Origin of the sequence: Chitinibacter sp. SCUT-21 (assembly GCA_041874755.1) — a bacterium.
Classification (GTDB): domain Bacteria; phylum Pseudomonadota; class Gammaproteobacteria; order Burkholderiales; family Chitinibacteraceae; genus Chitinibacter.
In genome coordinates, this window is record CP102611.1 from 1,581,563 (window position 1) to 1,601,945 (window position 20,383).

Consider the following 20,383-nt stretch of genomic DNA (forward strand, 5'->3'; position numbering starts at 1 on the left):
AGGGCATTCACAGTCATCTTGCAGCTCTAATAATAACAATCGGGAGTTTTATGACTGCATCAACCGATGTCATCGCGGTAGCGATCAAAGAATCGCTTAACCAGTATTTCAGCGATCTGGACGGTGAGCCACCGAGTGCCTTATACGACATGGTATTGGGCCGCATGGAAAAGCCGTTACTAATTGAAGTATTGGAACGGGTTGGGGGTAATCAGACCCAAGCCGCAGAAATGCTGGGCATTAACCGCAATACCCTGCGCAAAAAATTACAAACTTACGATTTACTCTAAACGGTAAATTGTTCTTTTTCGTGTGATCTTTTTAGGAAAGACGATGAGCAAAATCACTCGTGCGCTAATTAGCGTATCTGACAAAACTGGTGTACTTGAATTCGCCCAAGCCCTGGCTGCGCAAGGCGTTGTAATCTTGTCAACTGGCGGCACCGCCAAATTGTTCGCCGACAATGGCGTACCTGTGATTGAAGTAGCCGATTACACAGGCTTTCCAGAAATGCTGGATGGCCGCGTAAAAACGCTGCACCCAAAAATCCACGGCGGTATTTTGGGTCGTCGCGATTTGGACAGCCACGTTGACACAATGAAAGAGCACGGCATCGGCAATATCGACTTGGTATGCGTAAATCTGTACCCATTCGAAGCGACGATTGCTAAACCAAACTGCAGCTACGAAGACGCGATCGAAAACATCGACATCGGCGGCCCAGCAATGGTGCGCTCAGCAGCGAAAAACCACGCGCACGTCGCGATCGTGACTGATGCAGCCGACTACAGCGATTTGATCGCTGAAATGAAAGCCAACGATGGCGGCTTAACTTTAGCCACCCGCAAAAACTTGGCGAAAAAAGCCTTCAGCCACACTGCGGCATACGATGGCGCGATTTCAAACTACCTAACCGCTTTGACGGCTGAGGGTGAAAAAGCAGCGTATCCAAACCGCCTGAACTTGCAGTTCGAAAAAGTGCAAGACATGCGTTACGGTGAAAACCCGCACCAGTCTGCTGCGTTCTACCGCGACCTCGATCCTGCTGCCGGCAGCTTGGCGAACTACAAGCAATACCAAGGTAAAGAGCTCTCGTACAACAATATCGCTGACTCAGACGCAGCGTGGGAATGTGTGAAGCAGTTTGAAGAGCCAGCCTGTGTCATTGTTAAACACGCTAACCCATGCGGCGTAGCGGTAGCAAAAGACACTTACACTGCGTATCGCATGGCGTTTGCGACTGACACCACCAGCGCATTCGGCGGCATTATCGCTTTCAACAAGGTCGTTGACGTTGACACAATTGAAGCGGTTTCTGCGCAATTCTTGGAAGTATTGATCGCCCCAGGCTACACGCCAGAAGCTCTGGCGCTGGTAGCGAAAAAACAAAACGTGCGTGTACTGGAAGTAGCCATCGAAAGCGGCGAAAACCGTTTTGATCTGAAACGTGTTGGCGGCGGTTTGTTGGTGCAAACACCAGACGTACACGCGCTGACTTTGGCCGACCTGAAAGTCGTGACCAAATTACAGCCGAACGATCAGCAATTGAAAGACCTGCTGTTCGCATGGAACGTGGCGAAGTTTGTTAAATCAAACGCCATCGTGTTCTGCGGTAAAGGCCAAACCTTGGGTATCGGCGCGGGCCAAATGAGCCGTGTTGATTCAACCAAAATCGCCGCCATCAAAGCGCGCGGCGCTGGTTTGGAATTGCGCGGTTCGGTTGCCGCGTCGGATGCCTTCTTCCCGTTCCGCGACGGTGTGGATGTGATTGCTGAAAACGGCGTTTCTGCGATTATTCAACCAGGTGGTTCTTTGCGTGATGAAGAAGTGATTGCAGCTGCGGATGAACATGGTATTGCGATGGTGATGACGGGCATTCGTCACTTCCGTCACTAAAATTATCGGCTGCGATGCGTTTGGGCATCGTTATCGGATCGCTCGTGTACTTGATGTACACGTCGCAACCCGATTCCTTGCCCATACGCATTCGCTCGCTAATTAATTGACGACTATGGCTGGTTTAGGCCGAGTCGCTTCGGGGCTCGTATACGTGTGAGTAAACGTCTTCCCTTTGCTACTTGCCCAAGCAGCTCTCGCAAGAATGAATACAGCATGGTCCGATTCGACGGGCCAGCTCTTTAGAGCCAAACTCGATTTACTTTATGTCACCTGATTAAAGTACTCGATGTAGTAAAATTGCTTTTCAATAAAAGCCACATCAATACAGACTAGATGTATATCGATACAGCGTAATTCAGCATTGCCCCGTATCGATATACCTTTAATGGAATTACTATGTTTAAAAAACTATTGGCTCTTGCTGCCACTTGTTCGGCCCTTTCCATGCCTGCCCAAGCTGTTGATTGCGACAGCTGGGTGTGGGGTTTTGATGCTGCTTGTTCACATATTAAAGGCACGTGGAACGAAGGCACCGGTGGCCTGTATTTAACGGGCTATGCTTGGCACAATCGTTCAGCATACGATGCCGATAAAATTGATAACTACAATGAATTCGCCTATGGCGGCGGCTTGGGCTATCACCGCCCAATCGGTAATCGTAATGAAGAAATGATTTACACGATTGCATTTGCCGATTCGCACGAAGAGCCGCAAATTCACGCTGGCTACGCTTATATGTGGTATTGGGATATTGCTGGCCCATTGCGCGCTGGCGCGGGGGTAACGGGCGGATTTTTCTTTCGCAATGCCGATTACAACTACCTACCCATGCCCTTTGCGCTCCCAATGCTGGGCGTGAAGTACGATAAAGCCAATTTTTATGCCACCTACATTCCCGGCGGCAAAAACAACGGCAATGTGCTGTTTTTGTTCTCCCGATTTGACTACTAATTAGCAATTGGACGGGCGATACACTGCCCGCCTCATTCGGAGTAATTATGAATATTTTAGTAATTGGTTCTGGCGGCCGCGAACACGCCCTCGCTTGGAAACTGGCCCAATCTGAACGTGCATCTAAAGTTTTTGTCGCACCAGGCAACGCAGGTACTGCGCTAGATCGCAATCTAACCAACGTCAACATTACTGACATTGCTGCTTTGGTTGAATTTGCCAAAGCCGAAAACGTCATGCTCACCGTGGTGGGCCCAGAAGCGCCACTATCACAAGGCGTAGTCGATGCATTTCGTGCCGCAGGCCTAAAAATCTTCGGCCCAACGCAAGCCGGCGCACAACTGGAATCATCGAAAGACTTTGCCAAAGCGTTTATGAAGCGCCATGGCATTCCAACGGCTGATTACGAAACCTTCGCTGATGCGGCCAAAGCGCACGCCTACATCGACGCCAAAGGCGCGCCGATTGTGATTAAGGCTGATGGTTTGGCGGCAGGTAAAGGTGTGGTTGTGGCAATGACCTTGACCGAAGCACACGACGCGGTTGACGCGATGCTGTCGGACAACAAACTGGGCGACGCTGGCGCGCGCGTGGTGATTGAAGAATTCCTCACCGGCGAAGAAGCGAGCTTTATCGTGATGGTCGATGGTAAAAACGTTTTGGCGATGGCATCTAGCCAAGACCACAAACGTTTGCTTGATGGCGACGAAGGCCCAAATACAGGGGGTATGGGTGCATATAGCCCAGCACCAGTAGTTACGCCAGAGATACATGCCAGAGCATTGCGTGAAGTGATTATTCCTACCGTGCAAGGCATGGCTAAAGACGGCATCACTTACACCGGTTTCTTGTACGCAGGCTTGATGGTATCGGAAGACGGTTCACTCAAAACGCTGGAATTTAACTGCCGCTTTGGCGACCCAGAAACTCAGCCGATTATGCTGCGCCTAAAATCTGACTTCGTCACGCTGATCGAACACGGCGTGAATGGCACGCTCGATCAAATCGAATGCGAATGGGATCGCCGCGTCGCATTGGGCGTAGTGATGGCCGCAGCCAATTACCCAGAAACGCCACGCAAGGGCGACGTGATTACTGGTCTGCCAGGCGAGCTGGAAGACGGCCATGTGTTCCATGCCGGCACTGCACTCAATAGCGAGGGCCAGCCAGTCACCAGCGGCGGCCGCGTGCTCTGTGTGACCGCGTTTGGCGAAAACTACAAAATGGCGCAAAAACGCGCGTATGAAATCTTAGAAGGCATCCATTTTGATGGTGCACAATTCCGTAGCGATATTGCCTGGCGAGCCATTAGCCGTAAATAAACGGATAACGCTCGGCAAAAAGCGGCTTCGGCCGCTTTTTTTTCGTGCTACGTTTCTGCCAGATTAAACATTGTTAATCCAGATCAAATCCGGCACAAATAGGATTGATTTTCAGTTAAGCGAAGAGGATCATTTCTACACCTTAATGAAAACCAGTCTCGTTTATTATGAATTTAGCGCAAATCACCTTAGGGCAAAAAGCCGTCGTGCACGCATTAAATGTCCCAGCCGATTTGGCACAACGCCTTGCTGCGCTGGGTTTACGACCAGATAGCGAGGTAACCGTACTACGACGCGGCTGGCTAGGTGGCCCATTACAATTGCGGGTGGGCAATACTGAATTGATGCTAAGACGCGATGCTGCTACCGGCATTGAAGTGGCGCCACTGCAAGACCCGGCATTCGATCAATGCGCCATGGCAGAGGTGCGCCCATGAAACGCGTCGCCTTGGTTGGCATGCCCAACACTGGAAAATCGACCCTATTTAATCGTCTCACAGGTGGCACAGCACGGGTGGCGAATTGGCCCGGCCTAACGGTGGAGCTTGCGTCCAGCCGAATTTTGCTCGGCGCAAATATGGTACAGGTCTTTGACCTACCCGGAATTTACGACCTCACTGGTGGCGCAGAAGACGAACAAGTGGCACAGCGCTTTTTAAGTGAAGCCAAACTCGATGCGGTACTCTTAATCCTAAATGCCTGCCAGCTGGAGCGTCAACTCGCGCTAGCCCTGCAGCTAAAAGCTTTAGGCGCACCCTTACTGATCGCACTCAATATGGTTGATGAGGCCAAACGTGCCGGCATTACCGTCGATGTAGCCGCCTTGAGCGAAGCGCTCAATGCCCCTGTGCAGCTCATTAGCGCAAAATATGGTCAGGGAATGGCGGAATGCAAGGCCTTACTCACAGGTATATTTAGCAACGAATCGCACCAAATAGACTTCAGCAATATACCTAGTGCAAGTACTTTACATCAAACGGAAAAGCAACTCTTTCAGCGCAGCGTCCATCAGCCGCCCATTCTCAACCAAAGCGCCACCGATAAGCTCGATCGCTTTGTCTTGCACCCCTGGCTAGGATTTCCGCTATTTGTGTTAATGATGCTGGCCTTGTTTCAGCTCACCTATACCTTGGGCACGCCACTGCAAGATTATCTTGAAGCGGGGTTAACTTGGTTTAAAGACGGGCTACTTGTGCCGGCTACGGCCAATCTGCCGCAGTTTTGGCAAGGCTTAATCGTAAGCGGCCTGTTTGATGGCGTGACAACGGTGCTGACATTTGCGCCGATTATCTTTTTGTTTTTCTGCCTAATGGCGGTGATCGAAGATTCAGGCTACTTTGCCCGCGCCGCCTTTATGATGGACGGGCTGATGAGCCGCCTCGGGTTGGACGGGCGTGGTTTTGTGATGCTGATGATGGGTTTTGGCTGCAATGTGCCAGCCATTATGGGTACGCGCGTGATTCGCGACCACAAGGCTCGCTTGCTGACGATGTTAACGATTCCGTTTTCACTGTGCTCGGCGCGTTTGCAGATCTTTTTATTCCTCAGCGGTGCGCTGTTTAGCCCAACCCAAGCTCCTTGGGTCGTTTTATCGCTGTATCTGGCGAGTATTTTGATTGCAATGTTGACGGCGCTGCTGTTCAAATCCAAGTTCAAATCAAGCGAGCCATTTGCACTCGAATTGCCACCGTATCGGCTTCCCCTGCTCTCCCACATTTGGCGCCGTGGCTGGGGCGAAGCGCGAGATTTTTTACGGCTAGCCACCACAATGATCGTCTTGGGCGTCGTGCTGGTTTGGTTGCTAACCAATTATCCAACTCAGCAACACAGCTACGCCGAATTGATTTCTAACCTCCTCGCACCGGTACTCAGCCCGATTGGCATTGAATCAACGCTATCGATTGCGCTGATTTTCGGTTTTGTCGCCAAAGAAGTCGTACTGGGGGCGCTGTCGGTCATTACCGGCCACGAAGGCCAAGCCTTAGCTACGCAACTGGCGCATACGCTTGACCCAGTCTCGGCGTATAGCTTTATGCTGTTCTCACTCATTTATATTCCGTGCGTGTCTGCGATTGCGGCGATCAAAAAAGAATCCAAATCCAATCTCTACACCGCCTTTTCAATGGCCTGGTCACTCGGCTTGGCATGGATGGTATCGTTTATCTTTTACCAAAGCGCCCGCTTATTCGGCTTTTAAAGCTTTTTCCTCTGGCCCGTTAGTGAATGCTAACGGGCTTTTTGCTATTGATTGCTGCTAATATCAATGCATCTCAATCGGTTGATCTTCTCGCTCACAAAGCGAGCGGATTCCATCACCCAAAAGGTAACGCAGAATGAGTCAAAAGCTGCACAGAATCGTGATTGTCGGCGGCGGTGCTGGTGGTTTGGAATTGGCAACCAAACTTGGGCGTGAATTAGGCTGCAAAAAACACGCTCATATTATTCTGGTCGACGGCTCGCCCACGCATATCTGGAAACCGCTCCTGCATGAAGTAGCAACCGGCGCGCTCAATACCGGCGAAGATGAGGTCAATTACTTTGGCCACGCTTATCGCAACGGCTACCAATTTGAATTTGGCTGGATGAAAGGCCTTGATCGCGAACGAAAAACCATTCAACTAGCGAGCGTGTGTGATGCCAATGGCGACATTTTAACTGGCGAGCGTGATATCGCTTACGACACCTTGGTGCTGGCACTGGGCGCGATCGCCAATGATTTTGGTACGCCCGGTGCGCAAAAGCATTGCATGTTTTTAAATACGCCGAACGATGCCGAAAAACTGCGCCGGCGGATTTTGGATCTATCATTTGCCGTTGGCACCAGCGGCCATGGGGCAAGTAAATTGACCATTGGTATTGTTGGCGGAGGCGCCACGGGTGTTGAGTTAGCGGCCGAAATCGATCACACAATTCGTGAAATGCATAACTACGGTGCCAATCTCAATCCAGCCCAACTCGAAATCACGATTATCGAAGGTGCGCCACGCATTCTATCGGGCGCGCCCGAATCGCTATCGCACTATGCGACGGAAGAATTAGTCCAGCGTGGCATTATGGTTGCGTGTAACGCGCGGGTGGCCGCGGTGAGCGAGACTGGCTTTCAACTCGCCGACGGTCAACAAATCAACGCCGCAATTCGCGTCTGGGCCGCGGGGGTAAAAGCGCCAGACTGGTTAGCGAACCTAGGTTTAAGCACCAATCGCAATAACCAAATTGAAGTCACCACGTGCCTGCAAACCCAAACTGACCCCAATATTTTTGCGATTGGCGATTGCGCCGCGGCGCCCGATGGAGAAGGCCGGCCACAATTATCCGCCACCGCGCAAGTGGCGCACCAGCAAGCCAGCTGGCTGGCCGAGGCGCTGATCAAGCGCTTAAACGGCAAGGCCATCACTCCGTTTGTGTTTAAGCCACAAGGGATGATGGTGTCACTCGGGAAGCACACTGCGGTCGGCAGCTTGGCCGCCGTCGTTGGCCCAAAACGCAATTATTATGTAGAAGGACGCGGTGCTAAGCTGATTTACGCCTCGCTGTATCGGCTACATCAAGCTGCGGTCCATGGCTGGGTATTGGCGGTTTTGTTGTGGATAGGTGATAAATTGCGTCGCGTGGGCCGCCCAACGCTGAAACTCCATTAGTGATCAGCCCAGCGGCTAAGCCATTAGAGGTAGTCGCGGCTTCACTGCCGCGACATTCATCCCAAAGGCTTGATTTCAGGTTAAAATAGCGCTCTTTTGCTTAAAATTTGCTCAGTTTTGCTACCGCCTAGCGGTGAAACTGCACTGAATCCATTCTATGAATCTTGTCGTTTTAGGGCTTAACTACCAAACTGCGCCGGTCGCAGTGCGGGAGCGGCTTGCCTTTAATCCGGACGAGATGAACGAGGCGCTATCCGAATTGGTGGCGCTCAAAGGTGTTTTTGAAGCGGCGATTGTCAGCACCTGTAATCGCACCGAGCTGTATTGTCACGCGCGCGATTTAGACACCATCAAGTATTGGCTGGCAAACAATCGCCAGCAAGACGTTCATAGTATTACCCCTCACCTGTATACCTATCAAGGCAGCGAAGCCGCACGCCACGCTTATCGTGTCGCCTGTGGCCTTGATTCCATGGTCGTCGGTGAGACGCAAATTCTCGGCCAGCTCAAAGACGCCGAACGCGCAGCGCGCGAGGCGGGCACGATGGGCACTTTGCTCAACGCCGTTTTCCAACGCGCGTTTTCAACCGCCAAAGACGTACGTACGCAAACTAAAATTGGCGCGGCGTCGGTGTCAATGGCCGCCGCTTCGGTGCGTTTGGCCGAGCGCATTTTTCCGACGATCGCTGAATGCAAAGTACTATTTATCGGCGCGGGCGAAATGATCGAGCTATGCGCGACACATTTTGCCGCGCAATCGCCCTGTAAAATGGTCGTCGCCAACCGCACTTTGGAGCGCGGTCAGGCCCTCGCCCATGAACTCGGTGGCGAGGCGATTTTGCTCAGCGATTTACCCGAACGCATTCATGAATTTGACGTCGTCGTCACCTCGACCGCAGCGCCCTTGCCGATTGTTGGCAAGGGCATGATCGAGCGCGCAATCAAGCAGCGCCGCCGCCGGCCGATGTTTATCGTTGATTTGGCCGTACCGCGCGATGTTGAGAGCGAAGTTGGCCTCTTGCCCGACGCGTATTTATACACCGTCGATGATTTAGCCCAAGTCGTGCAAGAAGGAATGGCTTCGCGCAGCGCCGAAGTGACCAGCGCTGAGGCGATGGTGAACGACAAAGTCAAAGAATTCAATACCTGGCTCGCCAGCCGCGCCATGGTGCCAACGATCCGCGATTTACGTGATCACGCCGACCGTATCGCGCGTGGCGAAGTGCAAAAAGCGCAGAAAAAACTCGCCAATGGCGAAGATCCGCTCTTGGTAATCGAGCAACTTGCACAGCAAATGAGCAATAAATTCCTGCACGCGCCCCTCGCGGCACTCAATAGCGCCCCCGCCGATGAGCAAGAAGCCTTGGTTGGCCTTGTTCGTCGCCTGTATCGCCTGCAAGACATTCATTAGCGGCGCTTGCGCGCTGATACCCCCGCTAGCAGCACAATTCCCCTATTATTTGACGGCCCATAGGCATGGGCATGAAATGGAAAAACCATGAAACCATCTATTCTCGCCAAATTGGCGCAATTAGCTGACCGCCTTGAGGAAGTCGGCGGTCTGCTCGCTTCGGAAGAAGCAACGCGCGATATGGATCAATATCGCAAACTGAACCGCGAACACAGCGAACTAACCCCCGTCGTTGATCTGTGGCACGAATTTAACCGCATCAACGCCGATATCGAAGCCGCGCAAGAGATGCTGTCTGACCCGGACATGAAAGAAATGGCCGAAGAAGAAATCAAATCGGGCAAAGCGCGCATCGAAGAGCTCGATTTAGACCTACAAAAAGCCCTACTACCGAAAGACCCGAACGACGAGCGCAATATTTTCTTGGAAATCCGCGCGGGTACTGGCGGCGATGAGTCAGCGCTATTTGCAGCCGATTTATTCCGTATGTATAGCCGCTACGCTGAACGCAATCGCTGGCAAGTTGAGATTATGTCGGCCAGTGAATCCGATTTGGGTGGTTACAAAGAAATCATCGCGCGTATCGCCGGCTTTGGCGCCTACTCGCGCCTCAAATTCGAATCGGGCGGCCATCGCGTGCAGCGCGTACCAGCAACCGAAACGCAAGGGCGGATTCACACCTCAGCGTGTACCGTTGCGGTGATGCCAGAAGCGGACGAGCTGGAAGAAATTAATATCAACCCAGCTGACCTACGCATCGACACCTTCCGTGCCAGTGGCGCGGGTGGTCAGCACATTAATAAAACCGATTCGGCGGTGCGGGTGACGCACATTCCAAGCGGTATCGTCGTTGAATGTCAGGACGATCGATCGCAGCACAAAAACAAGGCGCGCGCCTTAGCGGTATTATCGGCACGGATTAAAGACGTGCAAATGCGCGAGATTCAAGCCAAAGAAGCGGCAGAACGTAAATCGCTGATTGGTTCGGGCGATCGTAGCGAACGGATTCGCACCTACAATTACCCGCAAGGTCGGATGACCGATCACCGCATTAATTTAACGCTATATAAGCTCGATTACATTATGGACGGCGACTTGACCGAATTGACGCAATCACTGATCAACGAGCATCAGACTGAGTTGCTGGCACAATTGGGCGACGCCTAATACCTATCTCAAGTATTAACCTACAATCCATTACTAAATTGACCTAGCAACCTATACCCAGCGCCGTCTCGTATCTGGGTATAGGTCTTAGCCCTTTACCTTATTTAAAAACTCACCATATTCGCGCCGTAAGTAGGCCACATAACCCAGCGCACCCCATGCCTCATATTGCTCAATTGCTAAGCGTAGCATTTGCCTTGCATGATGAAATTGTGAGGCCCTCAGCAAAAAGCGCGCGTAATACAAAGCCGCCATCCCATACTCATGATGATGCTGTTGGTGGCGAGCCATCTCAATGGCTTGCAAATAATAGTGCTGCGCCACTTCAAATTGTTGTTCGGCATTCGCAGCTTCGGCCTGTAACAGCGCACACTTACAGCCAAATAGACTGGGATTATCTGCCGCCCAAACGCTATAGCGCTCGATAGTCTGACGAATTTTTCGACGCCCCCACCAGTGGCGCTTTTGTGGCAAGACGCAGTGATTGAGCGCCGACAAGAATTCAAACAGCGCGGCAATCACCGATCCTTTAACCGCACTGGCATGCTCTTGAGCCTGTGAAATAAAATCTATCGCCACATCAGGCGCATAACACATCGTCGCGGAATAGGCTTGGCATAAGGCATGGTTAAATAAGCTAAACGCATCACTCCGTTCGACTAAGTCAGCAAGGGTGTCTTCACTAAAATACTGGCCAGTGCCTTGCCATGGTAATTGGTCTGCAGAGCTGTTGGTAGCCTGATGAAGAAATTGGCGGAAAGTACCTGACAAGGGCAATAAATGCTGCTGATGCGTATGGCGCAAATCCTCTTCAATTTTCGCCGCTTCTTTGTCTAAATGCGTTAATGGGCTGCCATTTAACACCGAATGACCAAGATAAAACATCCCAGCATAACCTGCATATTCAAAATCCCCCTGCGCATAGGCATTTTGCTGCCAACGCCAGATATCTGGCAGCAATTGCTGCAAATTGCTGTACCACGGCTGCACAAAACCAAAATCTAGAATCGGAGCGCGATGGCGCTGTTTGTCATTTTTTTGTTGCAGCGAAATGTACTGCGAACGCGCAGCATATTTCCATGCGCGGGTTTTCATCCCCAAACTGCTGTAAATCAACGCCGCGCAAATAAAGGTACACGCTGCACTAGGGCTTAAACCATGGCGATGCCCTAGCGCCAATTGCTTGAGGGTAATCGCCACCAGCATTTGGGGCCGCGAAAAGAAACAGGGCCCAAACAAATTGGACAGCACTTCCTGCGCGGCATTAATGTGCTCTAACTGACAATCGTGGACGGGCGCTTTTTTAAATAGGCGCACTCCCTGCCACTCCAGAAATAAAGTCGCAATCTGCCATCGATCACCAGCCATTGTCATCGGCACATGTAAAATATTCAGCGCCACTTCGGCGGCCAAAAATGCCCGTTGATAATCATGGCCGAGCAAAGCCAAACGCATATGCGTTGCCGCCAACAGATACATAACACGTGGGCTAGCATGTTCGGGTACGCAACGCTGCAAGGCTTGTAACTCAGCCAATTGTTCAGCTTCTTGCAGTGTGGCGCACCAGGCCTCGATAATGCGCTCACTTAACTCGGGATACTCAGACCACAGCGCGTCGCCAATTACCGCAAGTAGCTGATCGAGAATTTGCCCAGCTAACAGCGGGCTGCCTTGCTGCGACATTTGTTCGGCAATCAGCAAAGACTGATCGGCAAATTGCACCCGCTCGGGCAGGGTAAAAATATCTCCGGCGCGCTGGGCATGGCGTAAGGCCGCTAAAGCAAAATTGGGCCACTGCATCATCCGCTTCGCGAGCCGCGCATTTAATTCGGCCTCGCTATGGGCATCTAATGTCTGCGCCGCAAGGCGCAATAAATTAGGATGCACAAAACGCCACAACTCCGCAGTAATCATCTCAATCAGGTTGTATTGGCGCGCCAACTCCAGATGCTCTTGTACCGCAGGCAGCGGTAAATAATCGTGCAGTAGCCGAGCGTCAAACTCCAAACCAATCAGGCTGGCACTTTGTAATATTTCTAACCCAGTCTCAGTGAGGGCCAGCAATTTATCGCGAAAAAAAGATTCTGCTTCTGGGGTGCGTAGTTGCAGCGCGATTTGCTGTACACGTTGGTTCCACTGGGATTCAGGCACTACCCCCAGTAAATCGTGCGCAGCCAAGCTATCGAGTAAAAAGCGGCAAAGCTGCAAATTGCCTTGGCATGTTTGCTGTAAAAATGGCGCTATTTCAGCGGCCAGTCGCGGATTTAAATTCTGCTCTTCAATCAACCAGGCGACGGTATCGCGTACGCTAAATGGCGACAAGCGCAAGGTTTGGCATAGGCTAAGCTGTTGCCAGCGTTGCAAGGAAGGATGATGCTCGTCGCGAACGCACAGCAGCAACATCAAATAAGGGCTAAGTCGATGTTCAATTACATAATCGAGCACCGCCAAGGCATCTTGATCCAGTAAATCAAGGTCATCGACAATCCAAACCAAAGGCCTAAACTGCTCGCTCGCATAAGCCAACAACTCTCCCACCAACAGATGCAGCTTTAAAGCCTGAGATAAATCCATCTCTTGCGGGCCTTGCTCCATCAAACCCAAGCGCCGCGCCAGATCCAGAAAACACTCCTGCCCAGTTAAACTCGGATTGCCAACTTGTTTACTCAGGGGCAGGCTAAGTTGGCTTAATCCCAGCAGCAAACTATCAAGCGGCTGGCTCCAATTGAGCGACTCGACACGGCTTTCAATCAGCATACCGCCGCGCTGACGTACCAATGGCAGCAAGTCTTGCGCCAATTGGGTCTTGCCTGAACCCGCTTCACCAAGCAAAACAGTGAGCTTACAACCACCAGCCGCCGTTTCCGCCAAAGCAAAGCGCAACTCATTGCCGACAGCTCTTCGATCCAGCAAAGGCTGCATTTCGGTCTCTGGCAAAGCTTCAATTGGAGCGACAATCGACTGCGACACGGAAGGCAAAATAAGGGGTTCTCAATAAATTTGTACGATTGTGGCTGATTTGATATCAGATTTCTATTTTCACACCAAAAACTAGCTCAACGCGACACAGCAACAAACGAGGGCAGAGGACAAAGTCCTTTGATATAATTGGCGGTTTTGGTCTTGGCATAGCGGTTAATCGATGGCGATGAATGTTTTTTACGAAGAAGATGGTAGCTTTAAAGTCGCCAGCATCAATGACGAGCAAGCAGCCAGCATGCAAGTTGAAGACGCGCGCGGCAAACGCAGCAAAATTAAATCTGCCAACGTCTTGTTGCGCTTTGATCGCATCAGCCTCGACGATTTTTACAAAACCGCTCAAAGCCTAGCCGCTGAAGTTGACGTCAACTTCCTGTGGGAATGTTGCGGTCAAGACGAATTTGGCTTTGCCGAAATCGCCGCCGAATACTTTGGCGCCAATCCAAACCAAACCCAACAAGCCGCCGCCGCCATCGCATTGCACGGCGCGCCGATGTATTTCTATCGCAAAGGCAAAGGCCGCTATAAAGCCGCACCGGAGGAAAACCTGAAAGCGGCGATCGCCGGCCTAGAGCGCAAAGCGCGCGAAGCCGAACAAATGGCCGCGTGGGAAGCCGATCTTTTGGCGGGTATCTTGCCGCAAGCTTTGCAGGACAAGATCGCCAGACTAATACATCGCCCAGATAAAAATAGCCTTGAATACAAAGCGCTGGCGCAAGCGGCCGAGAGCGCGCAAATGTCGACGCTGCGCCTGTTGGAAAAAGTCGGTGCGATTCCCGATATCGCGCAATATCATCTCGATGGCTTTTTGGCCGAGCATTTCCCGAAAGGTCGCGGCTTTCCTGCGACTGAAGCGGTCTTTGCGCCTGAAGATCTGCCGCTTGCCGACGTGCAAGCATTCTCGATTGACGACGCAACGACGACCGAAATTGACGACGCCTTCAGCTTGAAAAAACTCGCCAACGGCAACTGGCAAGTCGGCATCCACATTGCCGCGCCAGTGCTCGGCATTTTGCCGGGCTCGACACTCGATCAAGTCGTACTCGATCGCTTGTCGACCGTGTATTTCCCCGGCGACAAAATCACGATGCTGCCGGACGATGCGGTTGAGGTATTCACACTACAGGAAGGCGCGGCGCGCCCTGCGCTATCAATGTATTTGGAAGTCTCACCGGGCTACGATGTACTGAGCCACCACTCGCTGATCGAGCGCGTGCCGGTCGTGGCCAATCTACGCCACCACGATATCGAGCCGTTTTTTAATGAAGAAACGGTCGGCCAAGACGGGCCAGATTACGCGTGGAAGAGCGAGCTGACTTTCCTGTGGCATTTGGCTGGCGCACTCGAAGGGCGGCGTGGCAAGGCGGATCAGCCTGGCCCAGTGCGGCTGGATTACAGTTTTTATATTGATCGTGAGGATGGCCAGCCTGAGCGCGTGCGCATCGTGCCGCGCAAACGCGGTGCACCGATGGATAAACTGGTCGCAGAGCTAATGATTCTGGTCAACAGCCTGTGGGGCGCGAATTTGCGCGACGCGCAAATTGCTGGCATTTACCGCTCGCAAGGTGGTGGCCGCGTAAAACTATCTACCCAAGCAACGGCGCACGCCGGTTTGGGCGTCGATTGCTATATGTGGTCTAGCTCGCCGCTGCGCCGCGCGGTCGACTTCATCAACCAGCAACAATTAGTCGCGATGATTCGCAATGAAAAACCGCGCTATCAGAAAAACGACGCCGAGCTTTTTACCGCGATTTCGTCTTTTGACGCCGCTTACGCCGCTTATGCAGATTTTCAGGACAAAATGGAGCGCTATTGGTGCATCCGTTATCTAGAACAAGAAAATATGCGTGAATTTACTGCGCAGGTGATTAAAGAAAATCTGGTTCGTGTAGACGGAATGCCTCTGGTCTTGCGCGTGGGCGGTTTGCCTGAACTTCCCTCCGGCATGACCGTCTCACTGCAGTTAATTAAGGTTGATTACCTTGAGCTCACAGTCGAAGCGCGAATCGCCACGATTTAATAATGCACGCCAATCGGGTTGGCAACGCAGCCAACCCTGTGCTCTGCGCCGCAGAGCAGCATGAGTAGAAGGAAAAGCCACAATGCAGCCTAACCGCCGCCTGAATGAATTTCTGCCGATTAAATTTGCCAATGGCCAAGAGATCAAGCAATTTTCCAAGCCCTGCGTGTCTTGTGGCACGATGCTGCACGCCAAAGATATGCATGGCGTGGCACGTTTGGTTGAAGACCATATTGCGATTGCCGCCAAAGCGCATTGCCATTCTTGCGGCAGCGATTTTGGCGTTGCGTGTGTGATCAATTCGCAAAAACAGGTCAAGCGCGTTGTCCTGCCCCGTTTCTTGTTTAGCTTGTATTTACGCAACCTACCGCCTCAAGCCAGAGAAACAGCACCACAGGCTCAGGTTCGCCCTTTCCCTTTACCCGAAGAGCGTGATGCACGCGAAGACGCCGCTGCGATTGCCCAAATGCGCCCACCGGTAAGCGGCTTTCAGCCAAAAGACATTGTTCGCGCCGAAGAAACGCTGGGGCGCTTTCAGGAAAAACCAATTCCGGCTTGGCTGATTTTAGATGGCCAGCGCTTTGATTTTGACCGGATTGCACCTGATGCGCGAGTGAAAGAGGGTGAATATTTGCTCGATGGTTGTTTGATCTATCGGATCAATTAATCAATTTAGACTTGGCTTTTTAATTCAAAGTTTTATAATCGCGCCTTTGGGTCTGGCCCCGCGCGGGAGAACACCATGCAAAGAAATATGCTCAAATCAAAATTACATCGTGTAACGGCTACGCATGCTGAGTTGCACTACGAAGGCTCCTGCGCCATCGACGAAAATTTGCTTGAAGCAGCCAATATTCGTGAATACGAAGCGATTGATATTTGGAATATCAATAATGGCGCGCGTTTCTCAACGTATGCCATCAAAGGCCAGCGTGGTTCTGGCATTATTTCGGTGAACGGCTCTGCCGCCCGTCATGCGCAAGTGGGCGATTTGCTGATCATAGCGACCTTCGCTGATTACAACGAAGAAGAGCTGAAAAATCACAAACCTTCTTTGGTGTATGTCGACAGCAATAATCGCATCACACACAGCAGCAACGCGATCGCCACACAAGAACTGTAATCCAAACTGAATACCGTTAAAAAACCCGCTTAGTTAGCGGGTTTTTTGTTGTGCATGCAAAGCCTGATTGAAGCGTGCCATTCGCTCGCTGCTGCCTGCGGCATGAATCGGCATTAATAAATGCAAAGTTTGCCGATCCACCACGCCACCCAATGCGATAGGCTTAGGTAATTCGGCGGCTAATTGATGGGTAGCCTCCTCACCTTGCACCAAATCGGTCACCGTAAAATCGACTTTCTTCAGCGCAATCAGCTTCATGCACGAGCTCATATCATTGGGGCTAACAATGGTAATTTCTTTATTCTTTTGCATCCGGGCAAAGATAGGCAGTAAAGCCCAACCCAAAGGCATGCAATAGCGGCTTCCTGTTAGCGTTTTTGGCTGTGCACCATCAAAATTTCGCTCGGGCAAAGCAAAAACATACGCTTTAATTTCAAACAGCGGCTCAGAAAACAAAAACACTTTTTCGCGCTCGGCGGTGCGGATATACGGAAAAGTGGCCGCGAACTCACCCGCCAGCGTTGCTTGATAACCATTGGCCCAAGGGCGCCACGACAACGCCAAATTCCACCCGGCGCGTTGCAGCGTTTTACTCACTAATTCCGTCACAAGTCCACCATTGGGTAACTTTGGGTCGGTATAGGGTGGGTAGTCTGGGCCGGTGACCACTTTCAGTGTGTCAGCCACAACCGTGACGCTGAGCAAACACACCACAACACTGAGCAAGGGTTTAATCATCATGCGCCCTCCTTTGCTTACAGCCTAGAAGAGTGCGAAAGCAATCAAATAAGAATCAGATATTCGGTTTAGCGCAGCGCATCGGTGCGCGCTGCCAATTCAAAATCCAGCCGATGTAAACCGCGAATTTTATGCGACCACCAATTGACTTGCAGTCGCCCCCATTCCAGCAGCAAGGCAGGATGATGACCTGCTTCTTCAGCTAATGCTGCGACGCGATCACACATGGCCCAGGCTAGGGCAAAATTGCTAAATTCGTACACGCGCTGCAATTGCAACACGCCATCAACCACGACAGGGGTCCAATCGGGGATAGCTCGGATGAGTTCGGCTAGCTCTTCATCACTTACTTGCGGTGCACCGGCGCGGCAGGCTTCACATTTTTGCGCTAATTCATGGTTTTCCATTTTCATGCTCCAAAGCGTTTTACTGCTGCTTGCACGGTAGCGGTTTGAATCGCTACGGTATCTTCAATCGGTTCAGCATAGCCGCCGCCCATGGTCACCGCCACTGGTACGCCAAAACGTAGGCAGTGCTCGAACACCAGCTCATCGCGCGCCAGCAGCCCCGCCATGGTCAGATTCAGTTTTCCTAAACGATCACCCGCATAGGCATCGGCCCCTGCCAAATAAATCACCAAGTCAGGCTGCGACAGCGCAAATAGTTGCGGCAAAGCCCCCGCCAATTCGGTCAAGTAACTTGCATCATCGCAAGCATCGGGCAGCTCAATATCCCAATCGCTTAGCTGTTTATCAAATGGAAAGTTATTCGCGCCATGCATCGAAAAGGTAAATAGACTTGTCTCATTGGCCAGCATCGCGGCGGTGCCATTACCTTGATGTACATCCAGATCAATCACCAAAGCGCGCTCGATGAGCCCTTCGGTGCGCAATAATTTCAGCGCCACGGCGCTATCGTTAAACACGCAAAAGCCACTGCCGTGATCAGCAAAGGCATGGTGTGTGCCACCCGCCAAGCTCACGCCACAACCCTCGCGCACAGCGGCGCGACAGGCCGCAATCGTCGCCCCCGTTGAGGCACGCGAGCGGAGCACTAAGGCTGGCGACCAAGGCAGTCCAATCACGCGCTGCTCCGCCGCGCTTAAGCGCCCTTCGCTTTGCTGGGCGATATATTCTGCCGTATGCGCCATTGCCAATTCGGCATCAGTTGCCAATGGGGTATCTTCAATTAGATCAAAAGCAAATTGAGCTACAGACCGATACAGCATAGGGTATTTGTGCGCAGGAAAACGATGCCCTGCCGGTAAGGGCAACGGATATTGGTCGGAACGAAAAATCTTCATGCGCTATTCAAAACCGACCAAATCAGCCTTGCTCAGCGGTGGCAAACCATATTTGGCGCGCGCTTTATTGCAGCGCTCGTCCGCTGCTTGCAGCTCTTTACACGAGCTAGAGCGCAGCTCATAAATGCCGCAGCAAGCGCTTTGCCCCACCGTACCCACCAATGAGGTACAGCGCGGATTAGGCTGATTGGTGCCGCGCATCGCCACATAAAACGGGCTAATCGGCTCGACGAGGTCATCTGGCACCGTACCGCCCTCGGTTGCATCGCTTTCACCAAAATAAAACGACACACGGTAATGCGCACAGCAGGCGCCACAACTTAAACAGGGGTGACTCATGATGAATAATTTTGTATCAGAAGCGGGCGAGTTTAATCAAAAACCCGCCACAATGCATTGCCCTGTCGCCAATCGTAGATAGCAGGTAAAACACACCAGATGTATCAGCCTGCAAAGTTCATCTTGAATAGCAATCCTGCATACACCCTATTAGGCTTGTGATTGCATATAGTCTATCAACTGCTGCAAGGCCTTACCCCAACCCTCTTCAAAGCCCATCGCCGCATGCTGCGCTCGCCCAGCTGCATCACGATGTTGCACAGTCGCGGTATAGCGGGAGCCTGTTGCAATCGGCTCAAGCTCAATGCTGGCTGTAAACGGAAAATCGCCGCAGCTACTATCGGCAAACGATGGGTTGGGCCGAAAGCCCGGCAATAACGCATTGGTCCAAACCAAACGCCGATTGGGGATTAGCTCCAAATAACACCCCACGCCTGAAAAATGCTGTTCCGGCTCTGGGCCTTGCATCTCGGTGAGGAAAGCGCCACCAATGCGCAAATCAATCTGGCACTTCGTCGTGCGCCATGGCGCCGGCGTAAACCAATGCACAATATGCTCAGGCGTTGTCCATGCAGCCCAGATCAACTCTGGCGGCAAGGGTACATCGCGGATAAATTGCAAATCTAATTCAGGCTTTAAAGCGTCACAATTTGTATACATCGTCTACCCCATCACGATAAAGCTAGCCCTCTTTGTAGCAGTCATTCCTTTGAGTGCAATTAAAATCAGCAGCCCTCAACTTTGAAAAACAAGGCAATTCTTTCATTTCAATTTCCCTAGCATGACGTGTACCATTTGGATATCAAACTTGGGGGCAAAAAAATGAAAACTCAACGTCACTCACTACTCAGTACCCTCATCGCAGGGGTACTCGTCATCGCACCTGCGTATCTGGCCATTCTGCTTGTCATTAAAGCGGTAGGATCTCTAGTTGGTCTAGTTAAGCCAATTGCGCTACTGCTGCCCAATTGGCTCCCCGCGGAGCAATTAATCGCACTGCTACTTTTGCTCGCATTGTGTCTATTTGTGGGGTTTGCCATCCGCACCACGGCTGGCCGAGCGGCTCGGGATCGAATTGAAAAGCGTTTGTTTGCCCGCTTGCCCGGATATGCCCTGCTACGCAGTTTGACGCAAAGGATGGCGGGACGTGAAACAGAAGAAAGTTGGCAACCCGCGATGATCTCAATGGACGATGGAATGGTTCCGGGCTTTTTAATTGAGGAATTGGAAAATAGTTTATCGACCGTCTTTATTCCATCAATACCGACGCCATTTGCTGGCGCAGTTTATGTTCTGGAAAGCCATCGCGTGCATCCAGTTGACCTCCCCTTCCAACAAGCCATTAAAGTCATTTCCCGCTGGGGCAATGGTGCAGGCGAGATGGTCAAGGCGATGCGCAAGCCAGAATCCGCTATCAGCACGCATCAGCAGTCGAATCACTAGCTATGTGATCGGTACATTGAGCAGCGTGCCCTGCAAGCGTTTATCCCGCT

The 20,383-nt window shown here is 51.8% G+C and carries 19 protein-coding genes; 13 read left to right on the forward strand and 6 right to left on the reverse strand.

Features of this window, described 5'->3' with window-relative positions; all coding sequences use genetic code 11:
* Positions 1–50 precede the first annotated feature (50 nt).
* From NT239_07280 to prfA, 9 genes are all read left to right on the forward strand, one after another.
* On the forward strand, positions 51–290 hold the full coding sequence (locus NT239_07280; protein ID XGA72610.1) for a Fis family transcriptional regulator: 240 nt from the start codon (positions 51–53) through the stop codon (positions 288–290).
* Between the two features lie 43 nt (positions 291–333).
* On the forward strand, positions 334–1,896 hold the full coding sequence (gene purH, locus NT239_07285) for a bifunctional phosphoribosylaminoimidazolecarboxamide formyltransferase/IMP cyclohydrolase (protein XGA72611.1): 1,563 nt from the start codon (positions 334–336) through the stop codon (positions 1,894–1,896).
* A gap of 399 nt (positions 1,897–2,295) precedes the next feature.
* Complete coding sequence (gene pagP, locus NT239_07290) at positions 2,296–2,850, forward strand: lipid IV(A) palmitoyltransferase PagP (GenBank protein XGA72612.1); 555 nt, start codon at positions 2,296–2,298, stop codon at positions 2,848–2,850.
* A 47-nt stretch (positions 2,851–2,897) separates the two neighbouring features.
* On the forward strand, positions 2,898–4,172 hold the full coding sequence (gene purD / locus NT239_07295; GenBank protein ID XGA72613.1) for a phosphoribosylamine--glycine ligase: 1,275 nt from the start codon (positions 2,898–2,900) through the stop codon (positions 4,170–4,172).
* Between the two features lie 167 nt (positions 4,173–4,339).
* Complete coding sequence (locus tag NT239_07300; protein XGA72614.1) at positions 4,340–4,609, forward strand: ferrous iron transport protein A; 270 nt, start codon at positions 4,340–4,342, stop codon at positions 4,607–4,609.
* Complete coding sequence (gene feoB, locus NT239_07305; GenBank protein XGA72615.1) at positions 4,606–6,369, forward strand: ferrous iron transport protein B; 1,764 nt, start codon at positions 4,606–4,608, stop codon at positions 6,367–6,369. The genes NT239_07300 and feoB overlap by 4 nt, the downstream gene beginning before the upstream one ends.
* 136 nt (positions 6,370–6,505) lie before the next feature.
* Positions 6,506–7,810 carry an NAD(P)/FAD-dependent oxidoreductase gene (locus NT239_07310; protein XGA72616.1) on the forward strand — a complete coding sequence of 435 codons (1,305 nt, stop codon included), beginning with the start codon at positions 6,506–6,508 and terminating at the stop codon, positions 7,808–7,810.
* 157 nt (positions 7,811–7,967) lie between these two features.
* Entirely contained in the window at positions 7,968–9,221 is a 1,254-nt protein-coding gene (hemA, locus tag NT239_07315) for a glutamyl-tRNA reductase (protein XGA72617.1), read from the forward strand.
* An 87-nt stretch (positions 9,222–9,308) separates the two neighbouring features.
* On the forward strand, positions 9,309–10,388 hold the full coding sequence (gene prfA / locus NT239_07320) for a peptide chain release factor 1 (protein XGA72618.1): 1,080 nt from the start codon (positions 9,309–9,311) through the stop codon (positions 10,386–10,388).
* A gap of 87 nt (positions 10,389–10,475) precedes the next feature.
* Here the strand turns inward: prfA and NT239_07325 are convergent, their stop codons facing one another.
* Positions 10,476–13,310 (reverse strand): AAA family ATPase, encoded by a 2,835-nt coding sequence (locus NT239_07325; protein XGA72619.1) that lies wholly within the window; start codon positions 13,308–13,310, stop codon positions 10,476–10,478.
* Positions 13,311–13,530: 220 nt separating this feature from the next.
* Here NT239_07325 and NT239_07330 point away from each other — a divergent pair, with 220 nt between their 5' ends.
* From NT239_07330 to NT239_07340, 3 genes are all read left to right on the forward strand, one after another.
* A complete protein-coding gene (locus NT239_07330; GenBank protein XGA72620.1) occupies positions 13,531–15,387 on the forward strand; it encodes an RNB domain-containing ribonuclease in 1,857 nt (618 codons plus the stop codon).
* Positions 15,388–15,469: 82 nt separating this feature from the next.
* The gene (locus NT239_07335) at positions 15,470–16,054 is read left to right on the forward strand and encodes a hypothetical protein (protein ID XGA72621.1); all 585 of its coding nucleotides are present in this window, start codon (positions 15,470–15,472) and stop codon (positions 16,052–16,054) included.
* A 75-nt stretch (positions 16,055–16,129) separates the two neighbouring features.
* Positions 16,130–16,510, forward strand: a complete 381-nt coding sequence (locus NT239_07340; GenBank protein XGA72622.1) for an aspartate 1-decarboxylase — start codon at positions 16,130–16,132, stop codon at positions 16,508–16,510.
* Positions 16,511–16,543: 33 nt separating this feature from the next.
* Here the strand turns inward: NT239_07340 and NT239_07345 are convergent, their stop codons facing one another.
* The 5 genes from NT239_07345 to NT239_07365 all read right to left on the reverse strand — a co-directional run bounded on the left by NT239_07345 (position 16,544) and on the right by NT239_07365 (position 19,550).
* A complete protein-coding gene (locus NT239_07345; protein XGA72623.1) occupies positions 16,544–17,251 on the reverse strand; it encodes a transporter substrate-binding domain-containing protein in 708 nt (235 codons plus the stop codon).
* Positions 17,252–17,316: 65 nt separating this feature from the next.
* Positions 17,317–17,655, reverse strand: coding sequence for a 4a-hydroxytetrahydrobiopterin dehydratase (locus NT239_07350; GenBank protein ID XGA72624.1), 339 nt, complete (start codon positions 17,653–17,655; stop codon positions 17,317–17,319).
* Positions 17,656–17,657: 2 nt separating this feature from the next.
* Positions 17,658–18,551 carry a histone deacetylase gene (locus tag NT239_07355; protein XGA72625.1) on the reverse strand — a complete coding sequence of 298 codons (894 nt, stop codon included), beginning with the start codon at positions 18,549–18,551 and terminating at the stop codon, positions 17,658–17,660.
* Positions 18,552–18,554: 3 nt separating this feature from the next.
* Positions 18,555–18,890 carry a YkgJ family cysteine cluster protein gene (locus NT239_07360; protein XGA72626.1) on the reverse strand — a complete coding sequence of 112 codons (336 nt, stop codon included), beginning with the start codon at positions 18,888–18,890 and terminating at the stop codon, positions 18,555–18,557.
* A 150-nt stretch (positions 18,891–19,040) separates the two neighbouring features.
* The gene (locus NT239_07365; protein ID XGA72627.1) at positions 19,041–19,550 is read right to left on the reverse strand and encodes an SRPBCC family protein; all 510 of its coding nucleotides are present in this window, start codon (positions 19,548–19,550) and stop codon (positions 19,041–19,043) included.
* Positions 19,551–19,712: 162 nt separating this feature from the next.
* Here NT239_07365 and NT239_07370 point away from each other — a divergent pair, with 162 nt between their 5' ends.
* Positions 19,713–20,333 (forward strand): hypothetical protein, encoded by a 621-nt coding sequence (locus NT239_07370; protein XGA72628.1) that lies wholly within the window; start codon positions 19,713–19,715, stop codon positions 20,331–20,333.
* The last annotated feature ends 50 nt before the right edge of the window (positions 20,334–20,383 follow it).

Bases quoted from the DNA above. Each gene is read 5' to 3' on its own strand.
- NT239_07280 (XGA72610.1), top strand. From the start codon at position 51: ATGACTGCATCAACCGATGTCATCGCGGTAGCGATCAAAGAATCGCTT.
- purH (XGA72611.1), top strand. From the start codon at position 334: ATGAGCAAAATCACTCGTGCGCTAATTAGCGTATCTGACAAAACTGGT.
- pagP (XGA72612.1), top strand. From the start codon at position 2,296: ATGTTTAAAAAACTATTGGCTCTTGCTGCCACTTGTTCGGCCCTTTCC.
- purD (XGA72613.1), top strand. From the start codon at position 2,898: ATGAATATTTTAGTAATTGGTTCTGGCGGCCGCGAACACGCCCTCGCT.
- NT239_07300 (XGA72614.1), top strand. From the start codon at position 4,340: ATGAATTTAGCGCAAATCACCTTAGGGCAAAAAGCCGTCGTGCACGCA.
- feoB (XGA72615.1), top strand. From the start codon at position 4,606: ATGAAACGCGTCGCCTTGGTTGGCATGCCCAACACTGGAAAATCGACC.
- NT239_07310 (XGA72616.1), top strand. From the start codon at position 6,506: ATGAGTCAAAAGCTGCACAGAATCGTGATTGTCGGCGGCGGTGCTGGT.
- hemA (XGA72617.1), top strand. From the start codon at position 7,968: ATGAATCTTGTCGTTTTAGGGCTTAACTACCAAACTGCGCCGGTCGCA.
- prfA (XGA72618.1), top strand. From the start codon at position 9,309: ATGAAACCATCTATTCTCGCCAAATTGGCGCAATTAGCTGACCGCCTT.
- NT239_07325 (XGA72619.1), bottom strand. From the start codon at position 13,310: ATGCAGCCTTTGCTGGATCGAAGAGCTGTCGGCAATGAGTTGCGCTTT.
- NT239_07330 (XGA72620.1), top strand. From the start codon at position 13,531: ATGGCGATGAATGTTTTTTACGAAGAAGATGGTAGCTTTAAAGTCGCC.
- NT239_07335 (XGA72621.1), top strand. From the start codon at position 15,470: ATGCAGCCTAACCGCCGCCTGAATGAATTTCTGCCGATTAAATTTGCC.
- NT239_07340 (XGA72622.1), top strand. From the start codon at position 16,130: ATGCAAAGAAATATGCTCAAATCAAAATTACATCGTGTAACGGCTACG.
- NT239_07345 (XGA72623.1), bottom strand. From the start codon at position 17,251: ATGATGATTAAACCCTTGCTCAGTGTTGTGGTGTGTTTGCTCAGCGTC.
- NT239_07350 (XGA72624.1), bottom strand. From the start codon at position 17,655: ATGGAAAACCATGAATTAGCGCAAAAATGTGAAGCCTGCCGCGCCGGT.
- NT239_07355 (XGA72625.1), bottom strand. From the start codon at position 18,551: ATGAAGATTTTTCGTTCCGACCAATATCCGTTGCCCTTACCGGCAGGG.
- NT239_07360 (XGA72626.1), bottom strand. From the start codon at position 18,890: ATGAGTCACCCCTGTTTAAGTTGTGGCGCCTGCTGTGCGCATTACCGT.
- NT239_07365 (XGA72627.1), bottom strand. From the start codon at position 19,550: ATGTATACAAATTGTGACGCTTTAAAGCCTGAATTAGATTTGCAATTT.
- NT239_07370 (XGA72628.1), top strand. From the start codon at position 19,713: ATGAAAACTCAACGTCACTCACTACTCAGTACCCTCATCGCAGGGGTA.